The 20,625-nt window shown below is 69.7% G+C and carries 19 protein-coding genes and 1 pseudogene; 12 read left to right on the top strand and 8 right to left on the bottom strand.

All coding sequences use genetic code 11. The features are described from left to right. Nucleotides 1-31: 31 nt before the first annotated feature. From fabG1 to ACFXGJ_RS14030, 4 genes are all read left to right on the top strand, one after another. Nucleotides 32-754, top strand: a complete 723-nt coding sequence (gene fabG1, locus ACFXGJ_RS14045; protein WP_378620656.1) for a 3-oxoacyl-ACP reductase FabG1 — start codon at nt 32-34, stop codon at nt 752-754. Between the two features lie 51 nt (nt 755-805). After that, nucleotides 806-1,639: an NADH-dependent enoyl-ACP reductase InhA gene (gene inhA / locus ACFXGJ_RS14040; protein ID WP_378620654.1), complete on the top strand. Its 834-nt coding sequence runs from the start codon at nt 806-808 to the stop codon at nt 1,637-1,639. A gap of 4 nt (nt 1,640-1,643) precedes the next feature. Next, complete coding sequence (locus ACFXGJ_RS14035) at nt 1,644-2,690, top strand: ferrochelatase (RefSeq protein WP_378620652.1); 1,047 nt, start codon at nt 1,644-1,646, stop codon at nt 2,688-2,690. Nucleotides 2,691-2,870: 180 nt separating this feature from the next. Further along, entirely contained in the window at nt 2,871-3,146 is a 276-nt protein-coding gene (locus tag ACFXGJ_RS14030; protein WP_378620650.1) for a hypothetical protein, read from the top strand. Nucleotides 3,147-3,149: 3 nt separating this feature from the next. Here the strand turns inward: ACFXGJ_RS14030 and ACFXGJ_RS14025 are convergent, their stop codons facing one another. Both ACFXGJ_RS14025 and ACFXGJ_RS14020 read right to left on the bottom strand, forming a co-directional pair. Next, nucleotides 3,150-4,403 (bottom strand): glutamine synthetase, encoded by a 1,254-nt coding sequence (locus ACFXGJ_RS14025; RefSeq protein WP_378620675.1) that lies wholly within the window; start codon nt 4,401-4,403, stop codon nt 3,150-3,152. Between the two features lie 68 nt (nt 4,404-4,471). After that, nucleotides 4,472-6,361 (bottom strand): sulfatase-like hydrolase/transferase, encoded by a 1,890-nt coding sequence (locus ACFXGJ_RS14020; RefSeq protein ID WP_378620648.1) that lies wholly within the window; start codon nt 6,359-6,361, stop codon nt 4,472-4,474. Nucleotides 6,362-6,507: 146 nt separating this feature from the next. Here ACFXGJ_RS14020 and ACFXGJ_RS14015 point away from each other — a divergent pair, with 146 nt between their 5' ends. Continuing rightward, nucleotides 6,508-7,398, top strand: a complete 891-nt coding sequence (locus ACFXGJ_RS14015) for a class I SAM-dependent methyltransferase (protein ID WP_378620673.1) — start codon at nt 6,508-6,510, stop codon at nt 7,396-7,398. Nucleotides 7,399-7,405: 7 nt separating this feature from the next. Here the strand turns inward: ACFXGJ_RS14015 and ACFXGJ_RS14010 are convergent, their stop codons facing one another. Beyond that, nucleotides 7,406-8,218 carry a hypothetical protein gene (locus ACFXGJ_RS14010; RefSeq protein WP_378620646.1) on the bottom strand — a complete coding sequence of 271 codons (813 nt, stop codon included), beginning with the start codon at nt 8,216-8,218 and terminating at the stop codon, nt 7,406-7,408. 66 nt (nt 8,219-8,284) lie between these two features. Here ACFXGJ_RS14010 and ACFXGJ_RS14005 point away from each other — a divergent pair, with 66 nt between their 5' ends. From ACFXGJ_RS14005 to ACFXGJ_RS13990, 4 genes are read left to right on the top strand one after another with little or no spacing between them, the layout of a single operon-like run. Then, a complete protein-coding gene (locus ACFXGJ_RS14005; protein ID WP_378620644.1) occupies nt 8,285-9,112 on the top strand; it encodes a DUF3097 domain-containing protein in 828 nt (275 codons plus the stop codon). 59 nt (nt 9,113-9,171) lie between these two features. Continuing rightward, on the top strand, nt 9,172-9,603 hold the full coding sequence (locus ACFXGJ_RS14000) for an NfeD family protein (protein ID WP_378620640.1): 432 nt from the start codon (nt 9,172-9,174) through the stop codon (nt 9,601-9,603). Nucleotides 9,604-9,641: 38 nt separating this feature from the next. Then, entirely contained in the window at nt 9,642-10,835 is a 1,194-nt protein-coding gene (locus tag ACFXGJ_RS13995; RefSeq protein WP_378620636.1) for an SPFH domain-containing protein, read from the top strand. Between the two features lie 39 nt (nt 10,836-10,874). Further along, nucleotides 10,875-12,182 (top strand): cytochrome P450, encoded by a 1,308-nt coding sequence (locus ACFXGJ_RS13990; RefSeq protein WP_378620633.1) that lies wholly within the window; start codon nt 10,875-10,877, stop codon nt 12,180-12,182. Between the two features lie 79 nt (nt 12,183-12,261). On the opposite strand, the gene ACFXGJ_RS13985 is transcribed toward ACFXGJ_RS13990, so the two are convergent. The 5 genes from ACFXGJ_RS13985 to ACFXGJ_RS13965 all read right to left on the bottom strand — a co-directional run bounded on the left by ACFXGJ_RS13985 (nt 12,262) and on the right by ACFXGJ_RS13965 (nt 16,256). Continuing rightward, nucleotides 12,262-13,428, bottom strand: a complete 1,167-nt coding sequence (locus tag ACFXGJ_RS13985; protein ID WP_378620629.1) for a GyrI-like domain-containing protein — start codon at nt 13,426-13,428, stop codon at nt 12,262-12,264. A gap of 65 nt (nt 13,429-13,493) precedes the next feature. Next, entirely contained in the window at nt 13,494-14,018 is a 525-nt protein-coding gene (locus tag ACFXGJ_RS13980; protein WP_378620627.1) for a hypothetical protein, read from the bottom strand. Beyond that, complete coding sequence (locus ACFXGJ_RS13975) at nt 14,015-14,605, bottom strand: hypothetical protein (RefSeq protein ID WP_378620624.1); 591 nt, start codon at nt 14,603-14,605, stop codon at nt 14,015-14,017. The genes ACFXGJ_RS13980 and ACFXGJ_RS13975 overlap by 4 nt, the downstream gene beginning before the upstream one ends. 80 nt (nt 14,606-14,685) lie before the next feature. Then, a complete protein-coding gene (locus ACFXGJ_RS13970; RefSeq protein ID WP_378620620.1) occupies nt 14,686-15,390 on the bottom strand; it encodes a TVP38/TMEM64 family protein in 705 nt (234 codons plus the stop codon). A 38-nt stretch (nt 15,391-15,428) separates the two neighbouring features. After that, nucleotides 15,429-16,256 carry a PaaI family thioesterase gene (locus ACFXGJ_RS13965; RefSeq protein WP_378620617.1) on the bottom strand — a complete coding sequence of 276 codons (828 nt, stop codon included), beginning with the start codon at nt 16,254-16,256 and terminating at the stop codon, nt 15,429-15,431. Nucleotides 16,257-16,379: 123 nt separating this feature from the next. Here ACFXGJ_RS13965 and mutA point away from each other — a divergent pair, with 123 nt between their 5' ends. From mutA to ACFXGJ_RS13950, 3 genes and pseudogenes are all read left to right on the top strand, one after another. After that, entirely contained in the window at nt 16,380-18,260 is a 1,881-nt protein-coding gene (gene mutA / locus ACFXGJ_RS13960) for a methylmalonyl-CoA mutase small subunit (RefSeq protein ID WP_378620615.1), read from the top strand. Next, on the top strand, nt 18,257-20,509 hold the full coding sequence (scpA, locus tag ACFXGJ_RS13955; RefSeq protein ID WP_378620612.1) for a methylmalonyl-CoA mutase: 2,253 nt from the start codon (nt 18,257-18,259) through the stop codon (nt 20,507-20,509). The genes mutA and scpA overlap by 4 nt, the downstream gene beginning before the upstream one ends. Further along, nucleotides 20,496-20,625 (top strand): annotated as a pseudogene (locus tag ACFXGJ_RS13950) (methylmalonyl Co-A mutase-associated GTPase MeaB); the annotation flags it as partial. The gene scpA and the pseudogene ACFXGJ_RS13950, both read left to right, overlap by 14 nt.

The following is a 20,625-nucleotide window of genomic DNA, read 5'->3' as shown; positions in this document are numbered from 1 at the left end:
TCAGACGAACACGAACAGATAGGTTGATCGAATGTCGAACCCCTCCACCCCGTCCCGTTCCGTGCTGGTGACCGGAGGTAACCGCGGCATCGGCCTCGCGGTGGCCCAGCGTCTCGTCGCGGACGGTCACAAGGTGGCCGTCACCCACCGCGGGTCCGGGGTTCCCGAGGGCCTGTTCGGCGTCAAGTGCGATGTCACCGACGCGGAGTCGGTGGACCGGGCGTTCTCCGAGGTCGAGGCGCACCAGGGCCCGGTCGAGGTACTGGTGGCCAACGCGGGCATCACCGACGACACGCTGCTCATGCGGATGACCGAGGAGCAGTTCACGAACGTCATCGACGCCAACCTCACCGGTGCCTTCCGCTGCGCCAAGCGGGCCAACCGAGGCATGCTGCGGGGGCGCTGGGGCCGGATGATCTTCCTCGGTTCGGTGGTGGGCATGGCCGGTCAGGCCGGGCAGATCAACTACGCCGCCTCCAAGGCCGGGGTCATCGGCCTGGCGCGCTCGGTGACCCGCGAGCTGGGTTCGCGGTCGATCACCGCAAACGTCGTCGCACCCGGCTTCATCGAGACCGACATGACCGCCGACCTGCCGGAGGACATGAAGGAGATGGCGAAGAAGTTCATCCCGCTGCAGCGCGTTGGCAAGGCCGAGGACGTCGCCGCCGTGGTCAGCTTCCTCGCCTCGGAGGACTCCGCGTATGTCTCCGGCGCGGTCATCCCGGTCGACGGCGGCATGGGCATGGGCCACTAGGTCCGCTCGAAACTTCACCCACACACAGACTTTCATCACAGGAGAAGCGCTATGGGCGGACTGCTCGAAGGCAAGACCATTCTCGTCACCGGCATCATCACGGACGCATCGATCGCGTTCCACACCGCGAAGGTCGCACAGGAGCAGGGCGCCAAGGTGATCATCACCGGCATCCCCGAGCGGCTGCGGCTGATCGACCGGATCGCCAAGCGCCTGCCGCAGGAGGTGCCGCCGGCAATCCCGTTGGACGTGACCGACGAGGAGTCCCTCGGCGCGCTCGCCGACAAGGTCAGTGAGCTGGCACCCGAGGGGCTCGACGGTGTCGTCCACTCGATCGCCTTCGCACCCAGGACCCTGATGGGGCCCGACGCCCTGCCGTTCCTCGAGGGCCCCGGACCTGACGTCGCCAAGGCCTTCGAGATCTCCGCGTGGAGCTATGCCTCCCTGGCGCGCGCCGTGTTGCCGGTCATGAACGAGCGCGGCTCGATCGTCGGTATGGACTTCGATCCGCGGACCGCGATGCCGGACTACAACTGGATGGGTGTGGCCAAGGCCGCGCTGGAGTCGGTGAATCGGTACGTGGCACGGGAAGTGGGCTACGCCAAGAAGATCCGCTCCAACCTGGTGGCAGCGGGGCCGATCAAGACGCTCGCGGCGAAGGCGATCTCGGGAACGGCGACCGACGACGCCAAGAAGCTGAACATGCTGAACGACTACTGGGACGGCGCATCGCCCATCGGCTGGAACGTCGACGAGCCGGGCGTCGTGGGCACCAGCGTCTGCGCGGTGCTGTCGGACTTCCTGCCCGCCACCACCGGTTCGATCATCTACGTCGACGGCGGCGCCAGCCACAACACGTGGTTCCCTGAGAACTTCATGGGCTGACGCGGTGTACGACGCCCTCCTGCTGCTGTCCTTCGGCGGACCCGAGAAGCCCGACGACGTCCGCCCGTTCCTGGAGAACGTGACCAGGGGCAGGGGAGTGCCGCCCGAGCGCCTCGACGCGGTCGTCGAGCACTACCTGCACTTCGGTGGGGTGTCGCCGATCAACGCACTCAACCGGGACATCATCAGCGCGGTGCAGGCCGAGTTCGCCTCCGCCGGAACCGAACTGCCGGTGTACTTCGGCAACCGGAACTGGCATCCGATGGTCGAGGACACCGTCGCTCGCATGCGCGACGACGGTGTCCGCACCGCGTTGGTGTTCCCGACCTCGGCCTGGGGCGGGTACTCGGGCTGCAGGCAGTACCACGAGGACGTCGCCCGCGCCCGCGAGGCGGTCGGCCAGGACGCGCCGACGCTGGTGAAGCTGCGGCAGTACTACGACCACCCGCTGCTGATCTCGGCGTTCGCGGACGCGATCGTCGCCGCGCGCGACCGACTTCCCGAGGACCAGCGGCCGAAGGCCAGGCTGGTGTTCACCGCGCACTCGGTGCCGGTCTCCGCCGATGCGTCGGCGGGACCGCCGGCCGACGGCGGCAGGCTCTACAGCCGGCAGGTGGCCGAGGCCGCACGGCTGTGCGCGGAGGCCGTCGGGGCGGGGGACTACGACCTGGTCTGGCAGTCCCGTTCGGGCCCACCGCAGGTGCCGTGGCTCGAGCCGGACATCTGCGACCACCTGGACGCGCTGTCGGCGTCCGGTACCGAGGCGGTCGTGGTGTGTCCGGTCGGGTTCGTGTCCGATCACCTCGAGGTCATCTGGGACCTCGACACGGAGGCCAAGGACCGTGCCGCCGAACTCGGCCTCGGCTACGTGCGGGTCGGTACGCCGGGGACGGATCCGCGTTTCGCGCAGCTGATTTCGGCCCTGGTCAACGAGCAGACACGGGGCGAGCCGGCGCGCCGGTTGGGGTCCGAGCCGCTGTACGGCGCCGGGGTCGACGGCGCGCTGTGTGCCACGCGTTGCTGCGAGCCCGCACGGCGACCGACCCGCTGACCCAGACGGGGTGGTGCGCATCCGCAGGCGACTGCACTTCCGCTGTCTGCTTCGGTGGACGAAACCCCAGACTTGAACCGTTCCGACCTGGGAATTCGCGGTCGCAGCTCTGGTCCCGGAGCTGTTCGGATGCGACGATGGTGTCATCGCCGGTGCGTGTGCGCACCGCGGGAGGTAGTCATGTTCCGTCGCACCCTTGTAGCGGCCATTTGTGCGGTCGCCGCCGTCACCGCGTCGCTCGGCGCCGCGCCCGCGGCGTTCGCCGCGACACAGCAGACCTACTTCAGCAATCCGACGGACGACCCCAAGCAGCAGCCCTTCTGCAACGATCAGGCCGCGCTCGCCAACAACCTGGTGGACAAGGGTGACCAGACCCGGGCCGACCAGGTCGTGTCCACCGCCAACATGAGCGGCTGCCGCATCTACACCTTCCAGTCCCCGCAGCCCGGCAAGTAGGCGCTACATCGTCCAGGCGAACCGGAATCGCTCCGCGACCTCCGCCGGAGGGGTGCGGCCGTACTCGCTCAACTCGTACCCCTTCACCGCGAGCAGGGCTTCGAGCAGGAGCGGTTCGAACACGTCCCCGGCCAGCCGCGAGGTCCGCAGTCGACCGAGCAGGTCCGCCGGCAGGCTCGGCAGCAGTGCAACGCCGGCGGCGCGGCGCTCCTCCTCGGACAGCTGTGCCGGGTTGACCGCGACTTCGGGTGGCAGCGGCAGTTCGCCCTCGATCCCGGCGAGCGCGGCCCCGAGGATCGTCGCGCCCGCGAGATACGGGTTCGCCGACGCGTCGATGGGTTTGACCTCGAGGTGCGCGCCGCGCGGATTGCCGGGCGTGTCCGCGCACAGGCGGACCGCGGCCTCCCGGTTCTCGAGTCCCCAGCAGGCGTAGGCGCCGCCCCAGGTGTTCGGCTGCAGTCGCAGGTGCGAGAGCGCGGACCCGGCGAGCACGAGCACGAAGTCGGGGAGGGCGGCGAGGATCCCGGCGACGGCGCGAGCGCCGGGTGTGGTCAGTCCGTGCGGCCCGTCTCCGCCGGAGAACAGAGGCCGGTCCTCGCGATGCAGGGAGAGGTGGTGATGTGCTCCGTTGCCGGCGGCGTCGGCGACGGGCAGAGGCGCGAACGAGGCTCGCAGGTCGTGGGCGCGCGCGGTCCGACTGACGAGAATCCGTGCGAGGACAGCGTTGTCGGCGGCGGTCACCGGGTCGGCGGGGCCGAGCGAGATCTCGAACTGGTTGAGCCCGTACTCGGCGTGGACCTGCTCCACGGTCAGGCCTGCCGTCGTTGCGGCGTCGAGCAGGTCCCGTACGAACCCGTCCTGGCGGAGGGCGGCGTTCACACCGTAGGCCGACCATTCCTGCGGGCCGAGCGCGTCGAAGAGGGTGAACTCGACCTCGTGACCGATCCGGGCCGTGAAACCCTCCTCGGCCAGTCGCTCGGTGGCGCGGCGGAGGGTTCGGCGCGGGCAGACGGGCCACGGCTGCCCGTCCTGGTCGTGAAGATCGGCTGGCGCCCAGTACGTTCCGCCGCCGAGGTCCCGCAGGTCGTCGCGGTCGATCCGCAATCGAAGATCCCCGACGACCGACAGCGACGGCGTGAAGGCGATGTGGTTGTCGATGCAGAAGACATTCCAGCAAGGCGACGCGCCCGCACCGGACTCCACGAACGTCGACAGCCGCGCGACCGGCATGACCTTCGCCCGGGAGACGCCGGCCATGTCCACGACCGAGCCGACGACCGTGCCGTGCGGGTCGAGTGCGTCGGGTGACGGCGAGCCCGGCACGGTCAGAACACCTCGCCGAATGCGGTGAGGTTCGCCAGTGCGTTCTGCACGTCGAGCTGAATGTTGTCGTACCCGTTGACGGCCTGGATGTAGGTGAGATAGCGGGTCATCGACGCCGCGCTCTGCTGCTGGTACGACGGCGGTAGGGGAGCGGCCAACTGCCCGGGCAGGTACTGCGACATCAACTGCGCCGCCATCGCCTTCGCCCGGGGGTCGTCGTCGAAGGTGTTGTCGAGTTCGGCGCGTCCGCGGTCGGTCGCGTAGTCGTAGAACTCGTACTGGAAGGTCGACGGATCGACGTAGGCGGTGTCGCCGAACCATCCCGAGTACACCGCGACCTTCGCCTCGGGCGTGCGCATGACGTAGATGTGCTGCGGGGACCGGTTCCAGATGACCGCCTGTGGGGCATGCTCATTGGTGGCGAACACGACGTGGTCGCGGCCGGGCGCCGCGGCGCTGCGCAGCACCGAAACCAGGTCGAGCCGCTCGGCGTACATCTCCGCGAGGTCGCCCGCCATCCAGCTTCGGTCGCCGTAGCCCAGCGTTGCGAGCATCGGCAGCACGTCGACGCTGGACGTGAGTTGGTTGCGGAGGGTGTCGGTGTCGCCGGTGAAGCGGCCGGTCGGGTCCGCGACGATCAGCGGAATGTGGAAGGCCTCGTCGTAGGCGGTGGCGAGCTTGCCGGAGACGAATCCGTGCGCGCCTGCGTACTCGCCGTGGTCGGAGGTCATCACGAAGACGGTGTTGCGGGCGACGTCCTCGGGCAGCGCGTGCAGGACCGTCCCGATGTGGTCGTCGACCATCGACAACACCTGGGTGTAGCTGTCGAGAGCGCGTTCCCAATAGGTGTACGGCGCGCACGCGATGTTCCGCTTCGGGTCGGTGCCGTCGCCGTAGGGCTGGATGTAGAAGTTCGTGGCGTTGGCCTGGTCGTCGGTGACCCCGCCCCACACGAGCGCCTGGAACTCGCGCGCAAAGGTCTGCGTCGTCGGCTTCGCCTTCAGCGCGGAGGCGGGCTCCCAGTTCGGCGGGACCGGTGCGTATCCGACGCGGGGCGGGTCGGACTCGATGCCCGCGACCGGGGACCACGTTCGTGCCGGGGTCAACGGGGGCTGGTGGTTCTGGTAGACGGAGGTGTAGCGCTCCGGCTCCGTGCCTGCCCAGAAGAACTGCTTGTCGTGTGGGTTGACGAAGCTGACGGTCAAGCAGAACGGACTCTGGTCGGGGCGCCGGTTCGCGAGCCAGGCGGCGCCCTGCTGTGCGATCGCGCCGTCGAAGTTGATGCCGTCTCCGTTGTCGCCGACGATGTCGGGCATCGTCAGTCCCTGGAACCCGTACGCCTCCAGGTATCCCTCGCCGACACCCGCGTCCTGGTCCGGCGACGGGGACAGGTGCCACTTGCCGACATATGGCGTCTCGTACCCGGCCTGCCGCAGGATCTTGCCGTAGGTGGGAAACCCCCGCCCCAGCGCCGGTGACGGCACCGGGGCGCTGCGGGTGCCCGTCCGCGTCTGCAGCAGCCAGGTCTGCATTGGATACAGACCGGTGGCGAAGCAGGCCCGGCCCGGACTGCACGCCACTCCCGCGGTGAAGTGCTGACCGAACTTCACGCCGGGTGCCCACAGGCTGTGCAGGTTCGGCATGAACCGCCGGAGGAACCCGTCGGGTGTGCTGACGCCCGCGGGGAAGACCTGTGGGAATCGCATCTCGTCGACGACGATGAACACGATGTTGGGCTGGATGTAGCCGCCGCGGGCGGCGGCTGTCCGCTCGGCGGCGTCCGCGCGCTTGTCGAACAGGTCGGTCAGGACGGTGACGCCGCCCACGACGGCCGCGGCGCCGGTCATGAACCGGCGCCGGTCGATCCGATGATCGGTGTGCTCTGCGGACATTGCGGCACCTCTTCGGAGTAGACCCCCGAGTTCGGTTTACTCCGGTCGTCGGCCGGGCACAGCGTTTTGGGCGATCGGGATGGGTGTCCGCGCGCAGTTCACGCGCGTAGAGTCCTGAGCGTTGGGACTGGGAGGCATCTTTCGTGATGCGAACTGATGGCGACAACTGGGACATTGTCAGCAGCGTGGGCCGCACCGCGTTGGGTGTGGCGACATTCCGGGCGCTCGAGACGGCCCGGCCGGATGCGCTGATCGAGGACGAGTTCGCGAGGTGGTTCGTCGAAGCGGCCGCCGACCCCCACTTCGTCGGCTTGCTGGCTGACCCGTCCCCGCTCGAGGACACGCCGTTCTTCTTTCCCGGATTCATGGGCATCCGGACCAAGTTCTTCGACGGCTTCTTCCTGTCGGCCGCGGCCGCGGGAGTGTCGCAAGCGGTGATTCTCGCCGCCGGGCTGGACGCGCGGGCCTACCGGCTCGACTGGCCGGCAGGCGCCACCGTGTTCGAAGTCGATCAGTCGAAGGTACTCGAGTTCAAGAACGAGGTGCTCACCGAGCACGGTGCTCACGCGAAGGTGGATCGGCGCCCGGTCGCCGTTGATCTGCGCGACGACTGGCCCGCGGCACTGGCCGGGGCCGGCTTCGACCCCGGCAGGCCGTCCGCCTGGTCGGCGGAGGGGCTGTTGCCGTACCTGCCCGGCGCCGCGCACGACGCGCTCTTCGAACGGATCGACGGTCTCTCGGCGCCGGGCAGCAGGCTCGCCGTGGACGGGTTCGGAAACGGAGCTGACCTGCGGCGCTTCGAGGCCATCCGGGAGAAGTACTTTCCCGTCAACCCGTTCGGTGACATGGACGTGGCGGAACTGTTCTACGAGGACGAGCGGGCCGATCCGGCGGTGTGGCTCACCGGGCACGGGTGGTCGGTGGATCCCTTCACGCTGCTCGAACTCGCGGCCGACTACGGCGTACCGGTGCCGCCGCTGCCGGAGGAACTCGCCGACCTGACGACCCGGTCGACGTACGTGACCGCGGAGAAGTAGGGAGGCGTCACGGCCTCGGCAGTGCGGCCTGGACACTCGCGCTGACCGCCGCCAGCCGGGCCCTGCGCACCGCCGACCACAGGGGCCGCAGCGTCTCCTCCCTGGCCGCGGCACCGGCGGCGCTCTGAGCGCGACCGCTGGAATCCCCGGCGACGGTCAGGATGGCCGCGACCTGGTCCGCGGTGTCGAAGATCCTCAGGGCGCGGACGGGTGTCGACCGGGGTTGGCCGTGGTGCGCGAGGTCGGCCAGCGTCTCGGCGATCCGCGTCCGCGGATCGGTGTCGTCCCGGGCGTAGCCGCCCTGCATGGAGGCCAACGCCTCGGCCGCCTCCCGGACCGCTCGGCGCAGCTCGAACTCAGCCTCGCCCAGGCCGATCTGATCTGACTCGCCGGGCAGGGCCTGAATCGGAAAGACCGTCCACCGCAACACGTCCGGGCCTTCGATCGTCGGGACCAGTCCGAGCCCCGGACGACCGGCCGCGCCGACCAGCACGCCCTGCCCGGACTCGATCGCGGCGCCGGCGAAGGTGGTGCCGACCGGCAGTCCGCGGACGTCGCCCGCCGCGGGCAGGACCAGCGCGACCGACGCCTCGGGGTCCTCGGTGGTCAGTCGCCGCACCGCACGCAGCAGCAGGACGGGACCGGCGTCCTCGGGGTCAGGCCAGGGGAGGTCCCACTGCACAGCGGCCTCGGCGTCGCCGGCACCCACCAGGTGCATCGGCGCCCACGCCTGTACGGCGTCGATGACGTCGTCCGGCGAGCACGCGCCGGCGAGCCACGCGGCGGCCCACATGACAAGGGTGGAACTGGGACAGGACACGGTATTCCAGCATAGGTCGGCGTGGCGGAACCGTGCCATCGGCGGGGTGTCCTAGCGTTGACGGCCGTGAGTGCACGCGACATGTACGGCGGAAACATCTTCAACGGTCACACCCGCAGCAGGCGCCCCGAGTACCCGAAGGTGCCCGCGGACAAGGGCCTGGTCGTCGAGGATGCGGGCACCGGCTACTGCGGGGCGGTCGTCGGCATGGAGAAGACGTACGACGGCGACTACGTCCGGCTCGAGGACGGGCGGGGGCAGACCCGGCTGTTCGCCATGAGGCAGGCCGCGTTCCTGATCGACGGCAAGGCCGTGACCCTGGTCCGGCCGACCGCGCCGAGGAAGCCCGCCGCGGCGACCCGGTCCGCGTCGGGCTCGACCAGGGTCGAGGGGCTGCGTGCGCGGACCGCGTTGCCCAGCCGGATCTGGGTCGAGGGCATCCACGACGCGGCGCTGGTCGAGCGGGTGTGGGGGCACGACCTGCGGGTCGAGGGCGTCGTCGTCGAGCACCTCGAGGGTCTGGACAACCTCGCGGACCGGCTGGCCGAGTTCGAGCCGGGCCCGGGACGCAAGGTCGGGGTGCTGGCCGACCATCTGGTCGAGGGTTCCAAGGAGTCCCGGATGACCCAGAACCTCGGCCCCTACGTGATGGTGACCGGTCACCCGTACATCGACGTGTGGGAAGCGGTGCGGCCCAAGGCTGTCGGCATCACAGCCTGGCCGAAGATCCCGCGCGGCGAGGACTGGAAGACCGGCATCTGCCGGGAACTGGGATGGGGGACGCCGCAGGACGGGTGGCGTCGGGTCTACGGCGCGGTGTCCAGTTTCCGGGACCTCGAGTCGCCGCTGATCGGGGCGGTCGAGCGACTGGTGGACTTCGTCACCGTCGACTGACGCCGGGAACCGAATCGCGGCCCCGGCCGCCGGGACGCCGATTCTGGTTAGATGGTGTCGTGACAGCGATAATCTGGCTGGTAGCAGGGGTATTGCTTGCCGCGGCCGAAGCGCTGACGGGAGATTTCTTCCTGTTGATGCTGGCCGGCGGCGCGCTGGCGACCGCAGGAGTCACCGCGGTGACGGACCTGCCGGTGTGGATCGACGCGGTGATCTTCGCCGTGGTGTCGCTGGCGCTGATCCTCGGTGTCCGGCCCGCGCTGCTGCGCCGGTTCTCGAAGCCGCCGCTGCTGCCGACCAACGTCGAGGCGTTGCCCGGGAAGCATGCGCTGGTGCTCGAGGAGGTCGCCGAGCACGGCGGCCAGGTCAAGCTCGACGGTCAAGTGTGGACGGCGCGGGCGCTCGACGCGACCGAGGTCTACCCGCCCGGAACCACGGTGACCGTGATGGAGATCGACGGCGCCACCGCCGTCGTGTGGCGGGTTCCGTAGATGTCTGCTGGTCCCGAAGTGACTGGAGGGGAACGCACGTGGCTGCACTGATAGTTCTTGCCGTGATCGTGGTGCTGGTGGTGATCGTCGTGGCGAAGTCCGTCACGCTGGTCCCCCAGGCCGAGGCTGCGGTCATCGAACGGCTCGGCCGTTACGCCAAGACGGTGTCCGGACAGCTGACGTTCCTGGTCCCCTTCGTGGACCGGGTCCGGGCCAAGGTCGACCTGCGCGAGCGGGTGGTCTCCTTCCCGCCGCAGCCGGTGATCACGCAGGACAACCTGACCGTGTCGATCGACACCGTCGTCTACTTCCAGGTGACCAATCCGCAGGCCGCGGTGTACGAGATCAACAACTACATCGTCGGTGTCGAGCAGCTCACCACGACGACGCTGCGCAACGTGGTCGGCGGCATGACCCTGGAGGAGACGCTGACCTCGCGTGACTCGATCAACGGGCAATTGCGCGGCGTCCTCGACGAGGCGACCGGGCGATGGGGCCTGCGGGTGGCTCGGGTCGAGCTCAAGAGCATCGACCCGCCGCCGTCGATCCAGGAGTCGATGGAGAAGCAGATGAAGGCGGACCGCGAGAAGCGGGCCACCATCCTGACGGCCGAGGGTCATCGGGAATCGGCGATCAAGACGGCCGAGGGCGACAAGCAGTCCCGGATCCTCGCGGCCGAGGGCGCCAAGCAGGCCGCGATCCTCACCGCCGAGGGCGAGCGGCAGTCCCGAATCCTGCGCGCGCAGGGTGAGCGCGCGGCGAAGTACCTGCAGGCGCAGGGGCAGGCGAAGGCGATCGAGAAGGTGTTCGCGGCGATCAAGGCGGGCAAGCCGACCCCTGAACTGCTTGCGTATCAGTACCTTCAGACCCTGCCGCAGATGGCGCAGGGGGACGCGAACAAGGTGTGGCTGGTGCCGAGCGATTTCGGCGACGCGCTGAAGGGCTTCGCGAAGACGCTCGGCGCACCCGGCGACGACGGCGTGTTCCGCTACGAAACCACCGCCGAGGCGCCCGCCGCACCGGTCGACGACTCCGACGAGGTCGCGGACTGGTTCGAGACGAAGACCGACCCGTCGGTGGCCCGTGCCGTGGCCGCGGCGGAGGCGGTGGCCAGGCAGCCGGTGGACACCTCGCTCATGCCCGAGCACCAGCTCGAGCCGAAGCATCGGGAGGCAGACGAGCTACCTTCGGGTTTCGCGGAACCCGGTGAGCAGTTGCCGCCGGGGCAGTAGGAGCCGGCGAACTCGACCCGATGATTGGAGGAGAGTCGCGTGAAGACCCCGTTCCCGCCCGGACCGCGGATGCCGGCAGCCGCTCAGACGATCCTGTTCCAGCGTCGTCGAGCACAGTTCCTTCCCGCCATGGCCCGCCGTTACGGTGACGTCTTCTCCCTGCGAGTGCCGCCCTACGCCGACCGCCTCGTCGTGTTCTCCCGCCCCGAGCACATCAAGGAGATCTTCGCTGCTGGTCCCCAGGACCTGCACGCCGGCGAGGGAAACCAGATCCTCGGAGTGGTCATGGGCGAGCACTCCCTGCTCCTGACCGACGAGGACGAGCACGCGCGCGCTCGCCGGCTGCTCATGCCCGCGTTCAGCGGCGCCTCGATTCGTGGCTATCAGGACGTCGTGGCGGGCATCGCAGCCAAGGAGGTCGGCTCGTGGGAGGCAGGGGCGGAGGTGACCACCCTGGACCGGATGAACGCCCTCACGCTCGAAGTCATCATGCAGGTGGTGTTCGGGGTCGGCGACGACGTCACCCGCGCCCGGCTCGCACCGCGTCTGCACCAGATCGTCAACCTCAACCCGTTGGTCTTCGTCGGCGCTGCGATGCCTCGGCTCCGTCGATTCGGACCGTGGAAGCGCTTCCAGGACAACAAGAGAGAAGTCGATACGCTCCTCTACTCCGAGATCGCGGACCGCAGACGCGCACCGGACCTCGCCGAGCGCAGCGATGTCCTTTCTCGGCTGCTCCACGTCGGTGCAGGTGACGACGACGACCCGCCGCTCTCCGACGCCGAGCTCCGTGACCAGCTGGTCACGCTGTTGCTCGCGGGACACGAAACCACCGCCTCAGCTCTGTCGTGGGCCCTCTACGAACTCGCCGCCAACCCCGAGATCCAGCGGCACGCTGCCGAGGCCGCGCTCGGGGGCGAGGACAAACAGCTCGAGGCGGTGATGAAGGAGGCGATGCGCCTGCACACGGTGATCGCGTCCACCGCCCGCAAGCTCACCCAGGACCTGACGATCGGCGGTTGGCAGTTGCCGGCGGGCACCGTGGTCAACACCTCGATCCTGCTCGCCCATCGCAGCGGCGAAAACTATCCCGACACAGCACAATTCCGGCCGTCGAGATTCCTGGAGGGGGAGGTGGCGCCGAACACCTGGCTCCCGTTCGGCGGCGGAGTCCGCCGCTGCATCGGCGCCGGCTTCTCGGTGATGGAGGGCACGACCGTGCTGCGCGAGATCCTCACCCGCTACCGGTTGTCGCTCCCTGAGGCGGCCAGGTCCGAGCGTGGACGGGTGCGCAACATCACCAACGTTCCGGCGGGCAAGGCTCGGATCGTCGTCACGCCTCGGTGAACAGTGCGTCGTCGTCGCCGATTCTCCAGCGACGGCGACCGGACCGGCCACGAATGTGCGGTGGATTCGCCCTCGGATCCTAAATGTCGGCCGAGATCGCGGCGCGGACCGGTTGGCGCAGAATCGTCTTCAGCCTCTCCGGGGCCGTCTTGCGGGCGTCGCTGAGGTAGATCTCGTGGTGATCGCCGTTGAAGGTCAGGCCGTGCTCCGGCATGAACTCGTCGTGCAGCCGGGCCAGGGTGGGCCCCTCGTCGTCGTAGGGGCCGCGATGCAGAATCTGCACACATCGACCCTCGGCGAGGGTGATCTGGCGTAGGCGTTCGAGGGCCGGGAGATCCTTCTTGGCGGCGGCCGCCGTACGCGCCTGCTCGATGTCGTCGGCGGTGATCCACTCCGGCTGCGCGATCATCATCGTCCAGTCCCAGCCGTCCTTCGCGCGGGTGACGAAGGCGCTCGGATCTGCGGCCCGCCAGAGGCCTTCGAGCGGTGCGACGACGAGATCGCGGCCGTGTGTTTTCTTGCTCGCGAACTTGATCGTGTACGCGGTCGCGTACAACGCCTCGACGGCGGCGGTGTACTCGACTGACGTGTTCGGGTCGCCGTGGCCGTCGACCGCGATGTACGTCATCTCCGGGACGTCGACGGTGACGAAGGCCTTCGCGGTCGGTCCGTACAGGTTCTTGTGTGCCTTCTTGATGTCGTACTTGTCCATGTCGGCGCCTTTCTTGCGTGCGAGGACCTGTTCGGCCCAGTGGATGTCGGCCCGGATCATCGCCTCGGCGTAGTCGAAGAGGGCGTCGGCCTGATCGGGGAGTGGTGACTGCCGGAGCCGTTGCTCACGCAGCTCGTCGAGCTGCGCCCCGAGCCGGGCCACCCGGCTTCGCAGTCGGTCGGTGACCGCCGGTGAGCCCAGGTCGGGGCTGTTGGCAATGCCGATCAGGACGCGTGCCCGGATCGGGTCGAGGGAGTCGATGGCGTCGAGTGTCTGCGCCGACACCGACGTGTGGCCGTGGCCCGTGAGCCGGTATGTCACCCGCCGCGAACGGGTCTCGGTCGAGGGAACGGGTTCGATGAGCCCGTTCCGGGCGAGCTTGTCGAGGAGGTAGTAGATCGAGGAGAAGCCCAGCGACGTCCACTCGCGCATGCCCCGGTCCTCGATCACACGGTCGAGGTCGTAGCCGTGCCGGGGTTGCTCGGACAGGAGCCCGAGCAGGGTCAGTTCGGCGTCGGTCAGGGGATCGGTCACGCGACTACTCTAGCGCTGGAGTAGTCGGGCGTCGAGGGGGACGGGTACGGGCCCTGGGGACCTGCTCAGGTGATGAGCGCCTTGGCGACGCCGCACACCGCGACCGCCCACAGCACTGACGTGAAGGTTCCGATGATGAACTGCTCGGAAGCGTTCGGTTCGCGCAGTTCGGGATACCGTGCCAGCCCCTTGACCGCGAGCACGACGGCGAGACCCTCCGGCCAGCCCGCGAGAATCGCGACGGCCACCGCGGTGCGCTCGAGCACTCCGATGGTCCGGCCGCCGCGCAGCGGTCCGGGGCTCGCGGGCGATTCGCCGGCCGCCGGTCCCGCGTCGGGCTGGCGCTTGGCGATCCGGAACGCGGCGCGGGCCAGGGGAGCGCCACCGGTCGCGGCCGCGGCCACCGCTGTCACCAGCGTGGCGCCCAGTGCGAATCCCTTGACGGGATGGGTGCCGGTCGCGGCGAGGGCGGCCCCGCCCAGCGCCAGTGACGCGACGGCTGGGCTGATCCACAGCGGGATCCTGTTACTCGCCAAGGCCACCGGAGTCACTGCGGCCAGGCCGAGCAGGATCAGGGCGAGTGCGGTCATCGGTCGGCGTCCTCCAGTAGTCGCTCGGCGAGCCGCCGGCCGGCCGCTTCCGCCTGCCAGCCTGCCACCGACAGGCGTTGCGAGACTGCCTGTTTGCTGATCCCGAGCCGCTCGGCGGCCTCCGCCTGGGTGAGCCCGTCTCGCATCGCCGCGACCGCGGACCGGCCGGCGTCCGACCGTCGCGACACCAGCAGCGTCAGCAGCATCACGGCGGCTTCGGCGTCGGCAGCGCGACGATCGTCGGACCGTTCCGGGCCCTGCACCGAGACCGCTCCCGGCAGGTTCTTCGCCCGTTCGACCGCGATCCGGGCCGCCTCGAAGGCCGGCCCTCGACCGGCTCGAGTGCTGGGGGGAAGCGGCGTCTCGACCGGTCCGACGCCGATGCCGACGCTCCACTGTCCGCGGGCGGCGAGGTCGAGGGCGAGGTCGAGGGCGAGCGCGGCGTCGTCGGTGACTGCCTGCACCTCGTCGCCGGCCGTGCGTTCGAACGGACGCACCAATTCGGCGGCCGCGAACTCGTCGAGCAGCGGTGCCACCCGGTCGACGTCACGTCGGCTGCCTCGTTGGTCGACGGTCAACACGAACATCTGTCAAGGCTAGAAGCTTGAGAATTCAAAATCAAGGTTTGAGGCTTTACAACGCGCTTGCCAGTGCCGAGGCTTGACCGCTAGGCCTCGGACGCGACCTCGCCTGCCCGCTCCCGCGACTGCTCGAGCGTCGTGGCAGGACCGGCCGGCACCCCCATGCGGGCATCGAGCACCAGGCCGAGCGCGCCGATCACGATGCACACCGCGGACAGTGCGAGCAGCGCCGGATCGGTGTCCCCGCCCAGCGCGTTGCCCAGCACCACGACGCCGATGGTGCCCGGCACGATCCCCACGAGCGTCGCGAGGATGTACGGAACGAACCGGATCGAGGAGACGCCGCTGCAGTAGTTGATCACCGAGAACGGCACCGGCGCGATCAGCCGCAACGACCCCACCGCGAGCCAGCCACGCCGGGCCAGGCGATCGTCGACCTTCTGGATCGCCGGATGTGTCAGCCGGGCGGCGACGACGTCCCGCCCCACCGCGCGCACCAACAGCAAGGCCAGCGCGGCGCTGAGCGTGGTCGCGGCGACCGCGATCAGCACCCCGGTCGCCGCGCCGAACAGCAGGCCGGCCGTGACCGTGAAGACGGTGCGGGGGACTGGCGCCACGGTGACCACCGCGTGCACGGCGAAGAAGGCCAGCGGGAAGGCCGGGCCCATCGACCGGGACCAGTCGCGCATCTGCTCGACCGACGGATGCGGGGCCAACAACGCGATCGCGCACAGCGCCACGATCAGCAGCAGTGCCCCGATCGTCCTCGGGTCACGCAGGCGCCGTCTCACGGCTGCCAAGGCTACCTGCGCCCCGGTCGGTGCGCTGATCAGTCCAGCGCCGTCTCGTCGGACTCGCGACGGCAGGTGACGGTCGCGACCCCGCACGTGCGGCCGACGCCGTCCCGGCCGGTGACCTGCACCACCGACACCCGCCGTCCGGCCCGGACCACCTCGGCGTCGAAGACGGCGGGACGGTCGAGGGTGACGGGCCGGAAGAAGTTGATCCGCAGGGAACTGGTCTGCATCGCGGAGGAGCCCCCGCTGCCGCTGAGTGCACTCCCGACGAGGTCGTACGCGCAGGCCTGGATCCCGCCGTGCATGACGCCGATCGAGTTGGCCAGCGACCGGTCCGCGGGCACCGTCAGTCGGGCACCGGTCTCGGTGCGTTCGAGGTGCCCGCCGATCAGTTCGATCGGTGGCGCAGACGGTCCGTCGACGGCCTCGACGTGGTCGGCGACCGCGCCGCCTCGGGTCGGTTCGACACCGTCGACGAAGTTCCCCCACGCGGTGCCCGTCGCGATCGGGATACCGGCGCCGTCGACCACCCGCACCGAGCTCAGCCCGCCGTCCGCATCGAGCCGTTCGAGGCGGCTCTCCGCCGTCAGTCGGCGGCCCTGCCAGCCGCTCGGCCGCACGAAGTCCACCGACAGTTCCGCACTGACGAGTCCGGACCGACTGCCCTTGTGCTCGAACAAGGTGAAGCCGAGGATGTCGTCGAGCAGGACGCCCAGCGCCGCCGTCGACACCGGCCCGGATCCGGGGGCGAGGTCCATCGTCATCTGATTTCGACCGTCGACGCGGACCGGCGGGCCCACCCGGAACAGGCCTTGCGGCGTGCGAAGCGGGGCCGGGGCAGTGGCCCCGCTGATACTCATGGCGCGAGGTTACCGAAGGGTAGGTGATCCACGCGATAACGCCCGAATCCGTGCGGCTAGCATCACAGAACAATGACTGTGTCCGAATATCGAGAGGAAGCAGACACCGTGTCACAAGCTCCTGTGTCACACGCTTCACAGGCCGAGGAAGCTGCCCGCGACTACGCGGCCTGGCAGCAAGCGGTGGCCGCGGTGCTCGCGAAGGCCCGTCGGGTCGACGTCTCCGAGCTGCCCGCAGACCCGGAACGACTCCTCGACACCACCACCTACGACGGCGTCACCGTCGCGCCGCTCTACACGCGCCGCGACGAGACCCCCGAAACCGCGCTGCCCGGCGCGTTCCCCTTCGTCCGCGGTCGCGACGCGCACCGCGACGTGAACCGCGGCTGGCAGGTCAGTGCCGCCTTCGGTGCCGGTGAGTCCGAGCCGAAGGTCGTCAACCAGGCGATCCTGGACGGCCTCGAGAACGGCATCAGCGCGATCTGGCTGCAGGTCGGCGGCGACGGGCTGTCGGCGGAATCCCTCGCGGCCGCGCTCGACGGCGTGCTGCTCGACCTCGCCCCGCTGACGCTCGACGCCGGCGTGCGCGCCGTCGCCGCCGCAGAGCAGGTGCTCGCGGTGATCGACGCTCGCGCGGCCGCCGGTGACGGCGTCACCGACCGTGCCTCGGTCGCGGTCAGTCTCGGTGCTGCCCCGCTCACCAGCCGGTTCGCCGGACACGCCGACGTCGACCTCGCCGAGGCCGTCGCGTTGGCGCGCACCGCTGCCGACCGCGCCGAGACCGTCCGCGCGATCACCGTCGACGGCACCGCGTTCCACAATGCGGGCGCCTCCGACGCGGAGGAGCTCGGTGCCGCCGTCGCGGCCGGGATCGAGTACCTTCGCGCACTCGTCGATTCCGGTGTGACGATCTCGAAGGCGTTGGGGCAGGTCGAGTTCCGGCTCGCCGCCACCGACGACCAGTTCCAGACCATCGCCAAGTTCCGGGCCGGCCGCCAGCTGTGGGCCCGCATCGCGCAGGTGTGCGGCGCCTCCGAGTTCGGTGGCGCACCGCAGCACGCGGTCACCTCCGCCGCGATGATGACCCAGCGCGATCCGTGGGTGAACATGCTGCGCACCACCCTCGCCGCGTTCGGTGCCGGCGTCGGCGGCGCCGACTCGGTCACCGTGCTGCCGTTCGATGTGGCCGTCCCCGCGGGCACCCTCGACACCTCGGCGTCCTTCGCCGCCCGCATCGCCCGCAACACCCAGCTGCTGCTGCTCGAGGAGTCGCACCTCGGCCGCGTGCTCGATCCGGGTGCAGGATCCTGGTACGTCGAGGACCTCACCGCCTCGATCGCGGCGAAGGCGTGGGAGTTCTTCCAGCAGATCGAGGCCGACGGCGGATTCGCCGCGGCGCTCGAGTCGGGACTGGTCGCCGACCGCATCGCCGCCACCCGGGAGCAGCGCGCATCCGACATCGCGCACCGCAAGACCGCGGTCACCGGCGTCAACGAGTTCCCCAACCTCGCCGAGGCCCCGCTCGCCGACGGCCAGTCGCCGCTCGCCGGTGTGGCGCGCTACGGCGCGGCGTTCGAGGCCCTGCGGGACCGCTCCGACGTGTTCCTCGCCGAGCACGGCCATCGGCCGAAGGTGCTGCTCGCGGCGCTCGGTCCGGTCGCGGAACACAACGGCCGCACGACCTTTGCCTCGAACCTGCTCGCCTCCGGCGGCATCGAGGCGGTCAACCCGGGCACCCTCGACCTGGCGACCGTGACCGGCATCGTCCGGGACTCGGAGACCACCGTCGCGGTGCTCTGCGGCACCGACAAGCGGTACGGCACCGACGGCGTGCCCGCGGTCGACGCGCTGCGCGCGGCGGGTGTCACCACCGTGCTGCTCGCCGGACCGGAGAAGACCTTCGCCGACGCGGAGGGCGCGGACCGTCCCGACGGTTTCCTCACCGCCCGCATTGACGCGGTCTCGGCGCTGTCCGAGCTGCTCGACACCCTGGGAGCGAAATGAGCATCCAGCACGAGATCGGCAGCTTTGCCGACGTGCCGCTGACCGACCCCGACTTCCCGGCCCCGTCCGCGCCGACCGAGGCCGAGGTCGCCGCGCACATCGAGGAAGCCGCCAAGGCGAACAACTACGCCGCCGAGGACGTGGTGTGGTCGACGCCCGAGGGCATCGACGTCAAGCCGGTGTACACCAAGGCGGACCGCGACGCGGCCCAGGCCTCGGGCTACCCGCTCGACAGCTTCCCCGGTGCGGCCCCGTTCCTGCGCGGCCCGTACCCGACTATGTACGTCAACCAGCCGTGGACCATCCGTCAGTACGCCGGGTTCTCCACCGCGGCGGAGTCCAACGCCTTCTACCGTCGCAACCTGGCGTCCGGTCAGAAGGGCCTGTCGGTCGCCTTCGACCTGGCGACCCACCGCGGCTACGACTCCGACCACCCGCGCGTGCAGGGTGACGTCGGTATGGCGGGTGTCGCGATCGACTCGATCCTCGACATGCGTCAGCTCTTCGACGGCATCGACCTGTCCCAGGTGTCGGTGTCGATGACCATGAACGGCGCGGTGCTGCCGATCCTGGCGCTGTACGTCGTCGCCGCGGAGGAGCAGGGCGTCACGCCCGATCAGCTGGCCGGAACCATTCAGAACGACATTCTGAAAGAGTTCATGGTCCGCAACACCTACATCTACCCGCCGAAGCCGTCGATGCGGATCATCTCCGACATCTTCGGGTACACCAGCGCGAAGATGCCGAAGTTCAACTCGATCTCGATCTCCGGCTACCACATCCAGGAGGCCGGAGCCACGGCCGACCTGGAGCTGGCGTACACCCTCGCCGACGGCGTCGAGTACATCCGTGCCGGCCTGGACGCGGGCATGGAGATCGACAAGTTCGCCCCGCGACTGTCCTTCTTCTGGGCCATCGGCATGAACTTCTTCATGGAGGTCGCCAAGCTCCGCGCCGGCCGCCTGCTGTGGGCCGAACTGGTGGAGAAGTTCGAACCCAAGAGCGCGAAGTCGCTCTCGCTGCGTACCCACTCGCAGACCTCCGGCTGGTCCCTGACCGCGCAGGACGTGTTCAACAACGTCGCGCGCACCTGCGTCGAGGCGATGGCCGCGACCCAGGGCCACACCCAGTCGCTGCACACCAACGCGCTCGACGAGGCGATCGCGCTGCCGACCGACTTCTCGGCCCGCATCGCGCGCAACACCCAGCTGCTGCTGCAGCAGGAGTCCGGCACCACCCGGCCGATCGACCCGTGGGGCGGCTCGCACTACGTCGAGTGGCTGACCAACGAACTCGCCAACCGCGCCCGCGCGCACATCGCGGAGGTCGAGGAGGCCGGCGGCATGGCGCAGGCCATCGGCGAGGGCATCCCGAAGCTGCGCATCGAGGAGGCCGCGGCCCGCACTCAGGCCCGGATCGACTCCGGCCGGCAGCCGCTGGTCGGCGTCAACAAGTACGTGCCGGACGAGCCGGACAGCATCGAGGTGCTCAAGGTCGACAACACCAAGGTGCGTGCCGAGCAGCTCGCGAAGCTCGAGCAGCTTCGCGCGGAGCGCGACGAGGCCGCCACCCAGGCCGCGCTGGCCGAGCTCACCCGTGCCGCTTCCGCCACCGAGGGTGGCATGGAGAACAACCTGCTCGCGCTCGCCGTGAACGCGGCCCGCGCCAAGGCGACCGTCGGCGAGATCTCCGACGCGCTCGAGAAGGTGTACGGGCGTCACCAGGCCGAGATCCGCACCATCAGCGGTGTGTACCGGGACGAGGCCGGAAAGGCGGAGAACATCGCCAGCGCAACCGAACTCGTCGAGGCGTTCGCGGAGGCCGAGGGCCGCCGCCCGCGCATCCTGGTCGCGAAGATGGGCCAGGACGGACACGACCGCGGCCAGAAGGTGATCTCCACCGGCTTCGCCGACCTCGGATTCGACGTCGACGTGGGACCGCTGTTCCAGACCCCCGAGGAGGTGGCCACCCAGGCTGCCGACGCCGACGTTCACATCGTCGGTGTGTCCTCCCTCGCCGCCGGTCACCTGACACTGGTGCCGGCGCTGCGGGAGGCGCTCGCCGGGGTGGGCCGTCCCGACATCATGGTCGTCGTCGGCGGGGTCATCCCGCCCGGTGACTTCGACGAGCTCTACGAGGCCGGTGCGGCAGCGATCTTCCCGCCCGGCACGGTGCTCGCCGACGCCGCCATCGGCTTGCTGCGCAAGCTCGCGGCACAGTTGGGACACGATCTGAGTGCCGCCGACTAGCCGTCCGCCGCTGGATCTGACCGCTCTGGGCGACTCGGTCCTCGCCGGTAGGCGAGGGGAGATCGCCAAGGCGATCACCCTCGTCGAGTCGACCCGGACGGATCACCGGGAGCAGG

This window comes from Rhodococcus sp. NPDC059234 (genome assembly GCF_042754225.1).
In the GTDB taxonomy this organism is placed as follows: Bacteria; Actinomycetota; Actinomycetes; order Mycobacteriales; family Mycobacteriaceae; genus Rhodococcus_G.
Note: the sequence above shows the minus strand (reverse complement) of the source record. Positions and strands in the feature narration are given on the sequence as shown.

Bases quoted from the DNA above. Each gene is read 5' to 3' on its own strand.
- ACFXGJ_RS14015 (WP_378620673.1), top strand. From the start codon at position 6,508: ATGCGAACTGATGGCGACAACTGGGACATTGTCAGCAGCGTGGGCCGC.
- inhA (WP_378620654.1), top strand. From the start codon at position 806: ATGGGCGGACTGCTCGAAGGCAAGACCATTCTCGTCACCGGCATCATC.
- ACFXGJ_RS13980 (WP_378620627.1), bottom strand. From the start codon at position 14,018: ATGACCGCACTCGCCCTGATCCTGCTCGGCCTGGCCGCAGTGACTCCG.
- ACFXGJ_RS13965 (WP_378620617.1), bottom strand. From the start codon at position 16,256: ATGAGTATCAGCGGGGCCACTGCCCCGGCCCCGCTTCGCACGCCGCAA.
- fabG1 (WP_378620656.1), top strand. From the start codon at position 32: ATGTCGAACCCCTCCACCCCGTCCCGTTCCGTGCTGGTGACCGGAGGT.
- ACFXGJ_RS13975 (WP_378620624.1), bottom strand. From the start codon at position 14,605: ATGTTCGTGTTGACCGTCGACCAACGAGGCAGCCGACGTGACGTCGAC.
- ACFXGJ_RS14030 (WP_378620650.1), top strand. From the start codon at position 2,871: ATGTTCCGTCGCACCCTTGTAGCGGCCATTTGTGCGGTCGCCGCCGTC.
- ACFXGJ_RS14025 (WP_378620675.1), bottom strand. From the start codon at position 4,403: ATGGCCGGCGTCTCCCGGGCGAAGGTCATGCCGGTCGCGCGGCTGTCG.
- ACFXGJ_RS14020 (WP_378620648.1), bottom strand. From the start codon at position 6,361: ATGTCCGCAGAGCACACCGATCATCGGATCGACCGGCGCCGGTTCATG.
- scpA (WP_378620612.1), top strand. From the start codon at position 18,257: ATGAGCATCCAGCACGAGATCGGCAGCTTTGCCGACGTGCCGCTGACC.